Here is a 15,226-nt window from a genome sequence, read left to right on the forward strand (position 1 = left end):
TCGCTGAGGTCATGTCCTCCATCGAGGAGGATGAGAGGGTATCGCCGCCGGCGGAGACCGATGCCGCGGCCGCTCCCCGCCTGTCCGGTCCCGTCATTGTTCCCGTCAATATGCTGGTCACGCCGGAGGATCGTCACCGCCTGCGACAGCTCAGCCTCGATACCGGCCTCAGCCTGCAGAAGCTTGGACATGAGGCATGGAACCTGCTCCTGGCCAGGCGCGGCCTGCCTCCCCTGACCGGCGTTTCGGCCAACGTGCCCAGTGGCCGGAAAAGGTCATGACCTTACTTACTGTAAACCTTCATAGGTTCAAAGGCTGTAGGGGACTGACCGTGCCGCGCTCTCCCGCCCTCGGAGGCCCTTGACGGAGGAATTCGGCTCTCCGCGGCGTCCACAGGGATACCGAAACAAGTTCGCCCAGGGCCTGGAAGATCAGAACTCTCAGGCTTTCGAAGCCCGCCAGCCATTCCCGGCATTCATCTGGTGGATCCCACCTCATGACCTCATGAGGTTCTGACCTTTCTAGGCAACAGCCTGCTGATACACCGCAGCGAAGCCGGCCGCCTGGCCGTGCGGCTTCATGGCACCATGTTCCCGCAGGGCATAGCCTCGCCCCCAGACCGTCTCGATCAGATTGGCCGCACCGGCGCGGGCGAGCTTCTTGCGCAGATTGCAGACGAAGACGTCGATAATCTTCATCTCGGGTTCGTCGAGACCGCCATAAAGATGGTCGAGAAAGATCTGCTTGGTCAGCACCGACCCCTTGCGCAAGGCCAGCAGCTCCAGGATCGCATACTCCTTGCCGGTCAGGCTGATGCTTGCGCCGGACACCGTGACGGTCTGGGACACCAGGCAAAGCGAGAGCGGACCAATCTTCAGCGTCGATTGGCTATGACCCTTCGAGCGCCGAATGATCGCCTGGATCCGTGCCAGAAGCTCGGCAGGATCGAAAGGCGCCATCAGCACATCATCCGCGCCGAGCGCGAAGGCATGAAGCTTCTCCTGCGCATTCTGAGGCGCCATGAGCAGGAGCGCAGGCGTCCGGAGCTGAGCCTCGCGCAACTTCCTCAGTGCTTCTGTCCCGGTCATATCGGAGAGCGCCGGGCCGATCAGGATCAGATCGTGCTCGTAGAGACGAAGCATCTCCAGAGCTTCCTCTCCACCGCTGACCTGCTCCACCAGGATGGATGCCTTTCCGAGGAAGGATTTGGTCTCAAGGGAGTGACCGCCTTTTTCCTCGACCAGAAGCACGCGCATGCTGCCACCCAATTATGCAACCGATGCGTGTACACATGCGCGGATTCTATATCTGGTGTAAAGGAAATTCACTTTAGGGTGATGTAAGTTTATGGTCGGTAAACTATCCGTGCGATTTCTCTCAAAAAACCTTACGGATCTCCGGAGTTCCTCGCCCCATCATCCTTCTCGCGGCATCGGCGCTATGGGGCTCGCCGTCACACCGCTGCCCAAATTGAGAGCCTTGCCCAAGGCACGCGAGAAGTCATGGGCCGCCGACCAGCGGATATGGATGGCGTCGAAGAAGGCTTCACGGCTCACGACCTGGGCCGCATCGCCATCCCAGTACTCTGCCTGTGTTCCGCGCAGGCTTTCGGTCATCTCGCGGCGGAAGGCGGCGAGGGTCTTTCCCTGCGGGTCGCCTTGCGCCTTCCAGTCGGGATGCAGAGGCGTGGACACGACCATCAGGCGCCGGCCTTCGTGTTGCAGGCGCACCGCCAGGCTGTTCAGGGCCGCGAAGCAGGCCGGATCGGGGCCACGGACCATGCTGTAGTACAGGCCGCGGTCGCCTTCCATGTCGAGCGGACCGCTGCCATAGCGGTCGAAGACCAGGGGATCGACCTTGTTGTGGCCCGAACGCTTGCCGGCGATCTCAATGGCGTTCCGGATCAGGGAACTCGGCGCGAAGTAGCGCAGATAGAAACGCCAGGGAGATGCCTGGGCGAAGACATAGGCATCGGCATCCTCGCGGTTGAACACCTCCGCCGCGCTCTTCGAGCAATTCTCGAAGTCCTGCGGCGAGGCGATCATGACCACCTCCCGGATGGAACGGTTCCGGTCCAGCAGCCAGTTCGCCGCGAAGACGCTCTGATGCGCGGCAAGCCCACAGAAGGCGCCGTTGAGCGGCGCGATGCCCGGCGCCTGCTGGATCACCGCCTCGCCATCGAAATGGCGCCAGGCCACGGAGGAGCCCACCACCAGCAGGTTCGGCGATCGTTGCGGCGGATGATTCCGGTGAAATGCCAGCTTCTCGTCGACGCAAAGCGAGTTGGAAAAGGCGGGCGGAGGCAGGTTGCCGGTGGCTTGCAGGGTGAAGAGGATGGCGTAGAAGCCCATCAGCGCCGCCGCGGCGCTGCCCAGCACGGTCAGGATGTAGCGGGGCGAGACCGCGGGGGCCTCTCCCCCCTCCGGTCCCTGCTGGTCCCTTGGCGGCGCCGACATGGCTCAGCGTCCTTCCTTCTTGCGGGCAATCAGCTGCACGAAGTCGCCGACATCGTGCAGGCTCTCGAGCTCGGCCGTGCGGAAGCGGACGCCGAAGCGCACTTCCGCCGCCACCACCAGGTTCACATGCGCCTGGCTGTCCCAGCCTGGAACGTCCGCCGCCGTGGTCTTGGGCGTCAGGGTGATGCCGTCATCGTCGAAGACATCCTGAAACACTTCGGTCAGCGCGGAATAGATCTCGGCCTCGGTCATGCGGCTTCCACTTCGATGAAATGTGTGAGGGTCTGGGCGGCCCCCAGTTCGTAGCGCCAGAAGGTCGCGCCCGGCTCGGCGCCGGCGGGCGCGGGAAGGGGGGCGAAGCCCAGGCGGGCATAATGCTCGGCCACCATCCCGTTGCGCGCGGTCGGGCGGTACTCGCCGATCAGCGCCGTGGCCCCCTTGCGGGCTGCGGCACGGGCCAGGACATCCAGCGTCGCCTGTTCGACCTGGCGGCCGAGCACGCGGCAACTCATCAGCCAGGTGTCGATCAACAGCTCATTGGCCGCCAGGGCGGCGTCGGGGCGGGCGATCACCACGCTGATCAGCCCGTTGTCGCCGAAGCGATCGCGCAACCGCAGCGACAGCATCACCGTCTCCGGATCGGTGGAGAAGCGTTCCGTCTCGACCTCGGTGTAACGGCGGGTGGTCAGGTTGAACTGGTTGGTCTTGTTGATCAGCTGCGTGACGCGCGGCAGTTCGCCGGCGCCCACTTCCTTGACCGTCATGGTCATGGCCAGACTGCGCAGATAGCCTTCCAGATCCGTCGCCTGGTCCAGCGCCGCCTTGCGCTCGGCGTTCAGCACGTAGCTGCGGTTACGCGCCGCATCGTCGGCGGTGAAGGTGGCGGCCTCGAAATAGCCGCCGGCAGCGACCGTCTCGGGGTAGTTCGCCACATCCTCAGGCAGTTCGGGCACCGCCACCTCGGGCAGTTCGCGGCGGACGATCTCGCGCTCGGCCGGGTTGTCATCAACGAAGACCAGGCTGTCGAGGCCGATGTTCAGCGTCCTGGCGATCTGCCGGAGATTTCCCGCCTTGTCGTTCCAATTGGCCATGAAGCAGGCGATGTCACCGCGCTTCAGCACCATCTCGGGGTGCCTGGCGAAGGCTTCCTCGGCCACCTCCTGGGTGTTCTTGCTGCAGACCGCCAGGATGACGCCGCGCCGGCCGAGCGCCGCGGCATAGCGCTGGAAGGCCAGGAAGGCCTCGCCGGTCGCATTGCCCTGGCCGAGCTTGATGCCGTCCAGCCCGTCATCGCCGATCACGCCGCCCCAGATCGTGTTGTCGAGATCGAGCACCAGGCACTTTCGCGACAGGCCGGCCACGGCCATGACCACACGGGCCAGCAGGTCGCCGTAGAGCGGCGCCAGGATCGGGCTGACCAGTTGCTTCGCCTGGTGCCAGCGCACCGGATCGGCGAGCCCCGCCGCCTGGCCCTGTCGCGCCGCCATCCAGGCGAGGTCGAGCAACAGCACGCCATCCTCCCGCGCCGCAGCGCGGATGGCGGTGTTCAGCCGCTCGGTCACGGCATAAGGCGCCGCCGGCACCAGCGCCTCGAAGGAACCGAAGATCGGCGGGTCGGCCGGCACCAGGGTCTGTTGCACCACCTGCGCCCCGTAACGCTCGCGCGCCCGGCGCCAGAGCAGGCGCAGCTCCTCCACCCGGGCGGTGACGGCGGCCACGACCTCGGCCTCGGCGGCTTCCAGGGGCAGGTCGATGGGCGCGTCCCGGGCATCAAGGGCCAGCAGGATCAGTTGCGGCGCGAAGGCCGCGAGGTCCGGATCCTCGCCCAGCAGGGCTTGGCGATACAGGCCATAGGGCGCGACATGCACCGAGAGCGCCAGGCGGCGGCCCAGGCCGGAGACCCGGATCGAGGGGACGAGGTGGTCCACGGTGTGGGAGGCCAGGATGGCGAGACGCAGCGGCGTCAGGGCCGGACTCTGCTGGCCCGGCGCGGCCGGGTCGGCCAGGCCTTCCGCAGCCAGGCGGTCGATCCGCCCGGTCAGGGTGAAGTCGCGGCGATAGCCGGAAAGCCGGATGGCCGCGGCCAGCCTGGCCCTGGGCTCGGTCAGGCGTCGGGCCTCGCCGATCGCGGCGGAAAGATCCGCATGGAGCGGCAGCCAGGCGAGTTGATCCATGATCCCGTTCTCAGAACTGGAAGTAGAGGAATTCGGTCGGCGCGGCCGAGAAGGCGCGGGCCAGGGCGAAGAAGCCGAGCAGGCCGATCACCACGCCGAGGGCCGGCGTCGGGCGCCAGGTTGCGCCCGGCAGGAAGGGCTCCAGCCAGCTCTGGCGCGGGCGCCAGCCAAGCGCGGTGCGATAGTGCCGCATCCATTGCTGGGTGTTCGGCAGGGTCCAGACGAAGGCCAGGAGCAGGCCGATCAGGGCCGCATCGGTCAGATTGAAGAAAGGTACGGCATCGACGGTCAGCCCGAGGAAGCCGACCAGGCCGGAGAGCACCGGAAGGCCGGCCATCACCGGCGGCACCACCACGCCGTTCAGCCCGGCCATCCCGGCCAGCATGGTGAGCGCCCCGGTCAGGCTGGGTGCGCGGAAGAAGACCATGGCGACATTGACGCAGAGGAAGGTCAGCAGGACGGCTGCCCCGCGGTGCAGCCACCTGTCGCTGTCGAGCTTCCAGCCCCAGCGCACCTTCAGCGCCCGCCAGGCATGCGCCGCCACCAGGTAGAAGCCATGCAGCAGGCCGAAGGCCACGAACTGCCACCCCGCCCCATGCCAGACGCCGGAGATGAACATGGTCAGGATGGTCGGATAGGCCACCAGGCTGATGAAGGTGCCGAAGGTCATCTTGCCGCGGCGGGGCAGCGGCTTGCCGGCGGCGACGCGGGCGCGCGTCACCCGCATGACGATCGGGTTGTAGACATAGGCCGTCAGGAAGCGCGTCAGCGTCATGTGCCAGCGCGACCAGAACTCGATGACGTTGCGGGCCTTGTAGGGGCTGTCGAAGTTCGGCGGCAGGCTGATGCCGAAGAGCAGGCCGAGGCCGATCGCCATATCGGTGTAGCCCGAGAAGTCGAAATAGATCTGCAACGTGTAGCTCAGCGCGCCGCTCCAGGCATCGAGCAGCGACAGCGCCGCGCCGGCCTCGGCGGCCGCGAAGACGGGACCCGCATCGGCGCCCAGCGGATCGGCGAAGACCACCTTCTTGAACAGGCCGAGCAGGAAGAGCGTGGCGCCCACCGAGATGTTGTCGAAACGCGGCCGGAAGTTTCGGGGGTCGCTGAACTGCGACAGCATCTCCCGGTGGTGGGTGATGGGGCCGGCGATCAGATGCGGGAAGAAGGTGATGAAGAGGCAGTAGTTGAGGAAATCATGCTCGACGACGGCGCCGTCATGCGCGTCGCTCAGATAGGCGATCTGCTGGAAGGTGAAGAAGGAGATGGCCAGGGGCAGGACAATGTTGGGCACGCTCCAGCCCAGGCCGAAGGCATCGTCGACCGCGCCCACCAGAAAGCCCATGTACTTGAAATAGCACAGCAGGATCAGGTTCGCGGCGATGCCCAGCACCAGCACGAGGCGCGAGGGCCTGCGCAGCAAATAGCCGCCCAGGACATAGTTCGCGACCATGCTGCCCAGCAGGAGAGGCACGTATTGCGGGTCCCACCATCCGTAGAAGACCAGCGAGGCGAGCGTGAGCCAGACCCCGGCCAGGCGCTGCCGACCCGTTCCCGCCAGGACGAAGAAGCCCAGCAGCACGATCGGCAGGAAGCCGAGAATGAAGGTTGCGGAGTTGAACAGCATGGTCTGACCTTCATTCGGGCAGGCAAAGCGGGACGGGGCACACCGGCCAACCGGAACGTGTCCGGCATCGGCGCATATGTTGGATAATACTCAAAAATTATCCGATATGCGCGCGCCTGGAGAAGATCACAGGATTTTTACGATTTGTCTTCGTGAAATATTGCCATTTCATGACTTCCCGTTCATGAGGCCGCCGCGATGATCCGAGCTTTCCGCCGTGCCTGCAACACCATGTGCAGCATCAGAGTGAAATAGGCGAAGGCCTCGAAGCCGTAGACTGCGACGTAGCCGATGATGAAGCCGTCGATGGACCAGTTCTGCCAGGCAGCGACTGCGGTCATGATCAGCATGCCCAGGAAGGACAGCGCGGCGCGGCGCGCCAGGGGCGCAAGCCAGCCGATGGCGGCCAGGACGGCACCGCTCGCCGTCTGCACCAGCATCAGGAAGAGCATGACGCAGATGGCGATGCGCGTGCTTTCCGACACCACTTCGGGGTGGCCCAGCAGGGTGCCGAAGAACCTGTCGCCCAGGACATAGATGATCCCGGCGCCCACGGTGAAGGGCAGGGCACTGAGCCCGAAGGACAGCCGGATCCAGCGCATCAGCCTGGCCACGTCGTGCGCGTGATAGGCCTGCGTCTGATGCGGCATCATGGTTTCAGCCACGGTCAGGAAGGCGGTGACGCCGAATCGGGTCACCTTGTAGAACATGTCGAAGACGACCAGAGCCAGCGCGTCCCGGTAGATCAGCGGGATGACATAGTAGGGATAGATATAGATCAGGAACTCCGACAGGGAGAGCACGGCGGAGGCGGTGATGCCGCGCAGATCCGCCCGCAGCACGCGGAAGCCCTGGCCGATCCGCGCCCCGCTGAGGAAGCCGAGCCGCCGCCGCGCCACCAGGAAGAGCGCCACCAGGCCGGAAAGCCAGAGCAGCACGAAGCAGATGGCATAGACCGTCAGCGGCAGGCCGAAGGCCAGCGCCGCGGTCAGCAGCACCAGCACCAGGCGGCGCAGGAAATCGATGCCCTCGGTCAGCACATAGGCATCGAAGGCATTGGCGGCGAGGCGCAGGATCATCCAGGGCAGGGGCAGAACCGACCCGGCGAAGAGCAGCAGATAGATCGGCCGATAAGCCGCCAGCCCGAGATCCGCCGTCCAGAGCGCCACGCCGAAGGCCAGCGTCGCCAGGATGGCGGCGGCCGAATAGCTCCACAGCGCCGCGGCGACGGCGCTGCCAAGCTCCTGCCGGGAGGAACTCTCGGGATGCAGGAAATTCTGTCGCATCCGTCCGAAGAGCCGCAGCGAGATGCCCAGATCGGCCTGCAGAACCAGCGAGGCGAAGGCGATGACGGTCGCGAAGAAAGCGTAGTCGTGCAGACCGACCTGCCGCACCAGGCTATAGGTCAGCAGGAAGCTCCAGAGCGTTGCCAGGGCAGTGTTGGTGGCCTTCAGCAGGAAGAAGGTCGCGGATTTCCGCGCCGCCGCACTCTTCAGCATCAGCGCCGCCCCAGCCAGCGCTCGGCACGGTCACGCAACCTGTGCCGGCCGGCCTGGACCGCGAATTTTCCGCCCCGCAGCCACCGCGTCAGCCTGGGCGGCAGGGAGGAGGCGCGCAGCTTGGCCACGGCGGACACGGCTTCGGCCTGCGGTGCGAGGTCGATCAGGAAGCCCGCCGCCAGGGCGCGCAGGCACCATTCCAGATCCTCCGCCTCGTCCCAGGCGACGGCCTCGTTCAGCGGGCAGCGCTCGTGCACGTCCTTGCGGACGCAGAACAGCCCGCCATCGACATAGGGCAGACCGCGGGCATAGAGGTCCAGATAGCGTTCCGCCGGCACCCGCCGCAGGCTGGAGGGCGTCAGCCGCGGCACATGGCCCGGGAGGCCGGTATCGTGCACGCCGAGGGAGAGATAATCCTCCCGCGCCCCATCGCCCTGGGTGAAGACGCGGGGCGTGATGATCTCGAACTCCTCCGGCACATGGCGCAGCGTGTCGGGCGCCAGCAACACCCGGCTGTGCAGGATGGCAATGCGAGGTCCCTTCAGGGCGCGGATCAGCGCGTTCTTCTTCCGGCAGATCATCACCCGCGGGCCGGACGGCAGGTCGTGAGCCAGATAGCCCACCTGAGGGTAACCCTCGAGGCAGGCCTCGCCCCCCGAGGGGCCGCAGACCAGGATCTCGCCCCCCTGTTCCGGCCGCAGTTCCGGCTGGCGCAGCAAGGCGTCGAGGCAGGCGCGCAGCCGGGGCAACTCGGCCTCCTGGCCAGAGAAGACCACCCCCGCGCCCCATCCCGCGGGCGTCGGCGGCCGGGTGCGGACCAGTTCGATCTCTCCCTTGTCGGTATCGAGCCGCAGGGGATCGGCCTCACCGGCGGTCAGCTTGTAGGTCCATTGCCGGATCAGCTTGAAGGAAACGAAGCGGGGCCAGAGATCGAAGACATTGGGCGAGTTGTCCTGCACCAGCAGCCGGCCTCCCGGCTGCAGGGCCCAGAGGCCGTACTTCAGCGCATGCGCCATCAAGTTCCGGTAGATCAGCCGCTCCGTGCGGATGACCACGCGGGACAGACCCCGCATCGTCTTCAGCCGATACAGATCCTCACGGCCGGAGACGGTGAACTCGCTCATGGCTTGGGTCTTTTCCTGTTGCTGCGGCATCGGGCCCATTCAGGGCCGGCCCACGACGCCCCTGGCCCAGTCCCGCAGGGCAGGAAAGGCATGAAAGGTGCCATCCACCCCCGCATGGGCCGCGCGGCCGCTGCCGCCGTCATGCAGCTTCTGGAGCGTGGCGGCATTCAGGACCTGCTTGCTGGCTACCACGTCGCACTCGGCATCACCGATGAACCAGACCCGGTCGCCCCTCTCCAGCTCCAGCTTGGCGGCGGCGATCTCGAAGGGTTTGAGGCCGGACTTGTCCACCCCGGCCTCCTCCGAGGTCACGACGGTGTCGAAATAGCGATCGATGCCGAAATAGACGAGCTTGCGGAACTGGATCTGCGCCGTCAGGTCGGTCACCAGGGCCAGCGGCAGGCCGGCGGCGCGCAGCTCGATCAAAAGGTCCTCCGCGCCGTGAAACAGCCGGGCGCTGGTCATCAGGGTGCGCCAGTAGGTCTGTTCCAGGTCAAGGGCGATGGCGGGCTGGCTGTTCAGCCCCAGCAGCTCGATCATCCTCTGGAAGTAGAGCAGGCGGTTGTGCGAGCTGGCGGTCGCCCCCAGCATCCGCTTCGTCTCATGCCGGGCCTGGCGGAAGGCGTCGTCGAATTGAGCCGGCTGCACCTTCAGTGCCTTGCCGACCTTGTTCCGGACCGCCTCCATCGCCCGCTCATGCGGCCGGCCATATTCGTAGAGGGTGTCGTCCAGATCGAAGAGGATGGCGCGCGGCTTCTCCCGCAGGGCCTCGGCGTTCAGGATCTTCATGATACCTCCTCAGCGGCGCTTCGGCGTCAGCTCGGCCAGCTGCAGCAGGGTGATCAGCTGCATGATGCCTGTCATGCCCGGGTGCCAGGCCGGAATGCGGGCCAGCAGCTCCTCCAGATGCGGCACCAGCTGCTGGGCGGTGAACTGGATATCCTCCGCCTGGACGTCGCTGCCATCGATGACCAGCTCGGCCATGGCATTCATGCCGGCTGCCTGGGTGACATCGACCTGGGCGCCGCACAATGCGATCAGCAGGCGCGCCAGCCGGTCCAGGCTGATGGCGCTGCGCATCCTGACCCGGAGCTTCAGGGGAATCGGACCTTCCTGCTCGATGTCCTGCAGCGAGGCGGGGTCGGCCGGCAGCAGGGAGAAGACGACATCGGCATGCTCGCGCTGCGGCCGGATGAAGGCCTCATAGTCCTGCATGCGCCGCTCGATCGAGGACAGGACCCGGTCGAGGCTGTGGCCGCGCTGCTGGACGTCACGCCGAATCTTGAAGAAGCGGCGCAGGCTCTCGTCCATGTCGAGATAGATCGCGACATCCAGCCGCTCGCGCAGCGCAGCCGGATACAGGGCGTGCAGCCCGGTCACCATCACCACGTCGCTGGCCTGGATGCGCCGCGGCGGAGTGAAAAGGCCGGTGGCATGGTCGTAGTGGCGGCACATGATCGGCCGCCAGGCGATCAGCGACAGGGCATCGCGCGTGAAGGCCTCGAGGTCGTTGGCCCGGGGATCGAGATGGGTGAAGGCCTGCCACAGCTTCCCGCGCCGCTCGAAGAGATGGTAGTCGTCGCCGGAGACGCCGGTCACGGCCCCTTCACCGAACAGTCCGGCCAGGGCCAGGGCCAAGGTGTCCTTGCCGGTGCCGCTGTCGCCGGCGATGCCGATGGCCAGCGGCCGCTGCGACAGGCCGAAGAAGTCGTTCTCCTCCAGCCCCCTGCGGAGCATGGTCAGGGCCAGCACCACGCCAATGGCGGTCAGCATCGAGGCGGTGATGGACGTGACGCGCAGGCTGGCCATGGCGTCCTCAGGCATCCAGCCGCCCCAGCCCAGCGGCAGGCCGAGCAGCGGCACGGCCGGTGTCACGGTCACCACCAGCTTCGCCAGGATGAACGCCAGCCCGAAGGCCACCGCCAGCGCCGAGCCCCGCTCACCGGCCCGCATCTGGTAGGCCACCAGGAAGGGCACCACCCAGAGATACCAGCCAACCGCCGAAGGGGTCAGCAGCAGGACCACCAGATAGGCGACGCCCAGCACGGTAAAGAGCAGGTCGAAGCTCATCCGCCCCACCTTCCAGGCCCCATAGAGCCCGAGCAGGTAGACGATCGGCATGATGTAGAGCTTCTGGCCGCCGCCCAGCATGATGTCGAAGTCGAGGATGGAGATCATCCCCGGATTGGCCACCAGCAGGCGCGGATTGCTCGTCAGCATCTGGTGCAGGCCGGGCGACAGGAGCAGCGGCGGCAGGAGCAGCAGCCCTGCCACGCCCAGGCTGCCGAGCAGGAAGCGGGGCAGGGTGTCCCGATGCCGCCGGTGGCTCCAGAGGAAGACGGCCAGGAAGGGCAGGATCGCCAGGATGCCGATCCTGGCGGCGATCGCCAGACCCAGCAGGGCGCCGGCACGGCGCGGCGCGCCCTGCTGCAGCAACAGCAGGGTCCCGGCGACCATCAGCGTCGGCACCACATCGGTGTCGCCATGCCAGTAGGTGATGAACAGCACCAGTGGCGAGAACCAGTAGGCGAGAAGGACACGATCCACCGCGCCCTCGTTCATCCGGCGCAGCACCAGCAGCAGGGCGTAATCCGCGACCAGAAGGCTGAGACCGAGGCCGATCTGGGCCAGGCGCATCCCGCCGCCGGCCAGATGGTCGGCCAGCATCCCCAGCGCCACGAAGGGCGCATGGAAAAGATACATGACCGGGCCATAGAAGAATTCCGGCGGGTGATCGCCATGGTGCAGGAACTGCGTCCAGGGATCCAGGCTGGGCGCCGCCAGGGTCTCCACCATGAAAGGCGTGAACCAGTCCGCCTGGATCTGTGGCACCAGCAGGAGAATGGCCGCGAGCCGCAGGAGAAGGCCGAGCAGGAACCAGTGATTGCTCCGCAGATCCGCGGGAATCAGCGCCAAAGCTCGGGCACCTTGGTACAGACGGCCTCCGCCGTGATCCCCTCCCGCGCCAGCAGGCCGCGCATCGCGGCGATCTCGGCGGGATCAGTGCGGCCCTGCAATTCCGGTGAGACCAGGCACAGCCTGAAGCCCGCCTCCTTCAGCCGCGCCGCCGAGGCCCGATCGAGCGGAAAGCGGGTGAAGCAATCGACCCAGACCCAGTCGATCCGGCCCGCCAGGCTGAGCGCGGTCTCCACCGTCTCGAACTCGGAGACCCGCACGGCGCAACGGCGCTCGCCACGCTGGGCGGTGCGCACCAGGAAGGGGAAGGATTGGTCGAGGAAAAAGAAATCCTCGATGCCGCGCTCCGCCATCAGGGCGAGCAGGCGGTCCTCCAGCCCTTCCTCCTTCACGTTCAGGATCAGCGTGCCGTGGCGATAGGCGGCAAGCCAGTCCTCGAAGTCCAGGGCATCGACCACGAAGGGGTCGTGATGAATGACCAGCCTGGACCCCTGGCTGCGGATATCGACCTCGATACCGTATTCGGCCGGGGTCGCGGCGAGTTGCTCCAGCGTGTTGCGACGATGGGCGATCAGGATCATCGGCTGCTCTCGGTCTGCGGTGCGCGCCCGCGCGGGGGAGAAGGACGGGCGGTTACCAGGACGGGGCGGCCAGAGGGACCGGCCGCGGCGAAGGCACGGCCCTATAGCGCGCCTCCAGGGCCGCGACAGCCCCTGGCGGGACATGCCGGTCGTGCTCCAGCCGATAGGGATGCCGGTCCCATTTGTGGAAGCAGGACTGCCAGTACTCGAAGCTGCGCAACTCGTCCGGCGTGCCCCAGCCGAGATAATGCGCCACCTCGAAAAGGCGGCACTCCAGGCCCAGGGCAATGGCATCGTTGATGCAGGTGTCGATGTAGAATTCGCCGTTGACCCGGGCTTCGCGGGCGATCATGCGCTCCGCCGCCGCGACGAAGTCGCGCAGGCGCCGGAAGGTGAAGGCACCGATGACGATCGGATCGGTCACCGGATCGGCCAGCGGCTCCTTGACCGCGACCCGACGGATGCGTCCCTCCGCATCGGCCTCGATCCAGCCATAGGATTGCGGGCGGCGGCGGGCGGCGGAATGGCCGCGTATCCCCCAGACCAGGACGTCCGGCCCGTTCCCGTGCAGCAGGGCGGAAAACTCCGCCGGCTCGAAGATCACGCCGTTGTCGCAGGCGCCGATGGTCAGCGGCTGGTCGGGGTCGAGCCCCGCCAGCCCCGCCAGGCAGGTCCGCGCCTGGCCGTCGGTCAGTCCGTCGAGCAGCACCGTCTCGGATCCCGCCACCTCGGCCGCCAGGGCTTCGGTGATCTCGCCAAGTCCCGGCAGGTCGCGGCGCAGGATGAAACGGCGGCGCGGTGCCTTGGGCAGGTCGGCCACCGCCTGCACGGCCATCGGCCGGCCCGACACGGGGATCAGCGGCTTGGGCCGGTCGTAGCCGGCATTGCGGAAGCGCTGCCCGGCACCGGCCATGGGCACCAGCACACAGCCTTCCTGCGCCGGCGGCTCCGGCGATCCGGCCAGGGCAGCGAAGGCGCGCGACCAACGCTGATAGTCCTCGAGATCCGCTGGCGTGCCCCACTGCATGAAGTGCTGCAGTTCATAAACGGCGACCGGTAGGCGTTCGGCCAGGATCGGCTTGTAGGCAAGGCTCACATAGTATTCGCCATTCACCGAGATCTGCTGGCGGACCGTCTCCTCGCAGGCCCGCCGCAGCAGCGCGGCGCTGGCGAAATAGTAGGTGCCGCTGGAAGCGTATTCCTCCATCGGCGCTTCGGTGAAGGGCTGCTTCTCCTGGATGTCCCGCACCCAGCCGTTCTGGTGGCGCAGATAGGCGTAGTAGGTCGAGCCCAGGGAATGCGGATGGAAGCCGCGATAGGCGGGGATGGCGCCGGCGCATCCGGTTTCCCGCGTGAAGCGGACGAAGTCCGGCCAGTCCCAGAAGCAGGCGAAGTCGCAGTAATTGACCACCACCGGCCGGTCCGGATCGAGCCCGTCCATCGCCTGCAGCACGGCATGCACCGGCCCGAGCTTGTGTGGCGCGACAGGCACAATCCGCCCGGTCGGGCAGAGTTCGCGCAGGATGGCTTCCATCCTGTAGGCCGGCTCGGCCAGATGGTCGGCATTGCAGATGAAGGTGACGTCGGTCTCGCCAGGAAAAAGGTCCAGGACGTGCGCGATGATCGGCTTGCCATCCACCTCGATCAGCGGCTTCGGCACCGGGTAGCCGGCGCGGCGGAACCGCTCGCCAAATCCTGACATCGGAATGACGATCTGCATGCGAGGGGCCTCCAGAGTCGTGACGCTCCCCATCACAGAGACGCCGCATTGAGGGATTGCCGGTACTTCTCGGCATCCCAGTCGAGCAATTCGGCCTCCTGCGACACATCCAGGAACACCAGGGGCGCGGCCGGGTCCAGCCGGGGCAGCACGAGACCGAGGCAGGCTGCCATCTCCTCGGCCCCCGGCCCGAGATCGGCGCGCAGCAGGGCGCCCGCGCCGGCCACCAGGACCAGGGCCGGCCCCTGCGGGTTGCGGCAGGTCCGCAAGTGGTACTCGGCTTCGGAAATGCTGGAGGTGGGAATGGGAGAGGGACCCAGGAAGACCACATGGTCCGGGTAAAGGGCGCCCTGGCTGGCCATCGCCAGGCTCACCGGGTCGGTCGCCGCCGCATGGGCCTCCGCCAGACAGGCAGGGCGATACCGGCCCTCGGCGATGCGAGCCAGGCGGGCCAGGGTGGCCTGATCCGCCGGCGGCGTCGACCGCGCGGTCACGGCCAGCCGCGTTTCCACCTCCGTCAGCAACGCCGCCGCAGCCGAGGTGGTCTCGGCTCCGATCACCAGGCCATGATTGGCCAGCAGCAGCACATCCGGCCGCTCCGGCAGGACGGAGCGCACCGCCTGGGTCAAGGGAAGGCCCGGCTTGGCGTAAGGCACCCAGGCCCAGCGCAGCCCCTTCAGCCGTTCCGCCGCCCGATCCCGCCCATCGGCGCGAACGGCGAAGGCCAGAGCATTCACCGAATGGACATGCAGGACGACGCGATGCGGCAACAGGGCATGCAGCGTCGTCTCGATCGAGGGGCGCAGGACGGCCCCCGGATCGAGACGGGACGGCATGGCCGGATCCGATTCCAGTGCGGCCAGCCGCCGGAGGATCTGCGGCAGGTCGAGACCGACGAAGATCGGCTTCTCCTCCGCGCGGGCCAGCCAGGTGCCCGAGGCCTTGACCCAGATCTCCCGCTCACCGCGCTTGAGCGAGGTATTGCCGCCGGCGCCCTGGATCAGGTGCCGGTCCGCACCGATGCGGGCGGAAAGGGCCACCAGGGGCGCCAGATCGGCAGCCAGGTCCGGTTGCCGGACCCTCTCTTCCCGCGTCATGGCGCGAAATCCGAGAGGCAGGCGGTCCGCGCCAC

13 protein-coding genes are annotated in these 15,226 nt (G+C 67.0%); 1 reads left to right on the forward strand and 12 read right to left on the reverse strand.

Annotated features, from left to right (window positions below; translation table 11 throughout):
- The first annotated feature begins 11 nt into the window (after positions 1 to 11).
- Positions 12 to 281 (forward strand): hypothetical protein, encoded by a 270-nt coding sequence (locus D9598_RS19915; RefSeq protein WP_198368235.1) that lies wholly within the window; start codon positions 12 to 14, stop codon positions 279 to 281.
- Positions 282 to 521: 240 nt separating this feature from the next.
- Here the strand turns inward: D9598_RS19915 and D9598_RS19920 are convergent, their stop codons facing one another.
- The 12 genes from D9598_RS19920 to D9598_RS19975 form a co-directional block, all read right to left on the reverse strand.
- Entirely contained in the window at positions 522 to 1,256 is a 735-nt protein-coding gene (locus tag D9598_RS19920) for a response regulator transcription factor (RefSeq protein ID WP_198368236.1), read from the reverse strand.
- A gap of 159 nt (positions 1,257 to 1,415) precedes the next feature.
- On the reverse strand, positions 1,416 to 2,378 hold the full coding sequence (locus D9598_RS19925; protein WP_198368237.1) for a hypothetical protein: 963 nt from the start codon (positions 2,376 to 2,378) through the stop codon (positions 1,416 to 1,418).
- Between the two features lie 81 nt (positions 2,379 to 2,459).
- Complete coding sequence (locus D9598_RS19930) at positions 2,460 to 2,708, reverse strand: acyl carrier protein (RefSeq protein ID WP_198368238.1); 249 nt, start codon at positions 2,706 to 2,708, stop codon at positions 2,460 to 2,462.
- The gene (locus D9598_RS19935; protein ID WP_198368239.1) at positions 2,705 to 4,630 is read right to left on the reverse strand and encodes an HAD-IIIC family phosphatase; all 1,926 of its coding nucleotides are present in this window, start codon (positions 4,628 to 4,630) and stop codon (positions 2,705 to 2,707) included. The genes D9598_RS19930 and D9598_RS19935 overlap by 4 nt, the downstream gene beginning before the upstream one ends.
- Before the next feature lie 10 nt (positions 4,631 to 4,640).
- Positions 4,641 to 6,254, reverse strand: a complete 1,614-nt coding sequence (locus D9598_RS19940; RefSeq protein ID WP_198368240.1) for an MBOAT family protein — start codon at positions 6,252 to 6,254, stop codon at positions 4,641 to 4,643.
- A 182-nt stretch (positions 6,255 to 6,436) separates the two neighbouring features.
- Complete coding sequence (locus D9598_RS19945) at positions 6,437 to 7,753, reverse strand: hypothetical protein (RefSeq protein ID WP_198368241.1); 1,317 nt, start codon at positions 7,751 to 7,753, stop codon at positions 6,437 to 6,439.
- The gene (locus D9598_RS19950; RefSeq protein ID WP_198368242.1) at positions 7,753 to 8,877 is read right to left on the reverse strand and encodes a glycosyltransferase family 2 protein; all 1,125 of its coding nucleotides are present in this window, start codon (positions 8,875 to 8,877) and stop codon (positions 7,753 to 7,755) included. Before D9598_RS19950 ends, D9598_RS19945 begins: the two co-directional genes overlap by 1 nt.
- Before the next feature lie 39 nt (positions 8,878 to 8,916).
- Positions 8,917 to 9,666: an HAD family hydrolase gene (locus D9598_RS19955; RefSeq protein WP_198368243.1), complete on the reverse strand. Its 750-nt coding sequence runs from the start codon at positions 9,664 to 9,666 to the stop codon at positions 8,917 to 8,919.
- Positions 9,667 to 9,675: 9 nt separating this feature from the next.
- Entirely contained in the window at positions 9,676 to 11,793 is a 2,118-nt protein-coding gene (locus D9598_RS19960) for a phosphoribulokinase/uridine kinase (protein ID WP_198368244.1), read from the reverse strand.
- The gene (locus D9598_RS19965; RefSeq protein ID WP_198368245.1) at positions 11,784 to 12,374 is read right to left on the reverse strand and encodes a phosphatidylinositol-specific phospholipase C/glycerophosphodiester phosphodiesterase family protein; all 591 of its coding nucleotides are present in this window, start codon (positions 12,372 to 12,374) and stop codon (positions 11,784 to 11,786) included. Before D9598_RS19965 ends, D9598_RS19960 begins: the two co-directional genes overlap by 10 nt.
- A 52-nt stretch (positions 12,375 to 12,426) precedes the next feature.
- Positions 12,427 to 14,094 (reverse strand): NTP transferase domain-containing protein, encoded by a 1,668-nt coding sequence (locus D9598_RS19970; protein WP_198368246.1) that lies wholly within the window; start codon positions 14,092 to 14,094, stop codon positions 12,427 to 12,429.
- A 32-nt stretch (positions 14,095 to 14,126) separates the two neighbouring features.
- The coding region (locus tag D9598_RS19975) for a class II aldolase/adducin family protein (RefSeq protein ID WP_370592093.1) at positions 14,127 to 15,226 on the reverse strand (1,100 nt) is incomplete at its 5' end.

Source organism: Roseomonas sp. KE0001, assembly GCF_016107285.1.
Classification (GTDB): domain Bacteria; phylum Pseudomonadota; class Alphaproteobacteria; order Acetobacterales; family Acetobacteraceae; genus Pseudoroseomonas.

Excerpts from the sequence above, each read along its gene's own strand:
- D9598_RS19915 (WP_198368235.1), top strand. The coding sequence starts at position 12 with ATGTCCTCCATCGAGGAGGATGAGAGGGTATCGCCGCCGGCGGAGACC.
- D9598_RS19920 (WP_198368236.1), bottom strand. The coding sequence starts at position 1,256 with ATGCGCGTGCTTCTGGTCGAGGAAAAAGGCGGTCACTCCCTTGAGACC.
- D9598_RS19930 (WP_198368238.1), bottom strand. The coding sequence starts at position 2,708 with ATGACCGAGGCCGAGATCTATTCCGCGCTGACCGAAGTGTTTCAGGAT.
- D9598_RS19935 (WP_198368239.1), bottom strand. The coding sequence starts at position 4,630 with ATGGATCAACTCGCCTGGCTGCCGCTCCATGCGGATCTTTCCGCCGCG.
- D9598_RS19940 (WP_198368240.1), bottom strand. The coding sequence starts at position 6,254 with ATGCTGTTCAACTCCGCAACCTTCATTCTCGGCTTCCTGCCGATCGTG.
- D9598_RS19945 (WP_198368241.1), bottom strand. The coding sequence starts at position 7,753 with ATGCTGAAGAGTGCGGCGGCGCGGAAATCCGCGACCTTCTTCCTGCTG.
- D9598_RS19950 (WP_198368242.1), bottom strand. The coding sequence starts at position 8,877 with ATGAGCGAGTTCACCGTCTCCGGCCGTGAGGATCTGTATCGGCTGAAG.
- D9598_RS19955 (WP_198368243.1), bottom strand. The coding sequence starts at position 9,666 with ATGAAGATCCTGAACGCCGAGGCCCTGCGGGAGAAGCCGCGCGCCATC.
- D9598_RS19965 (WP_198368245.1), bottom strand. The coding sequence starts at position 12,374 with ATGATCCTGATCGCCCATCGTCGCAACACGCTGGAGCAACTCGCCGCG.
- D9598_RS19970 (WP_198368246.1), bottom strand. The coding sequence starts at position 14,094 with ATGCAGATCGTCATTCCGATGTCAGGATTTGGCGAGCGGTTCCGCCGC.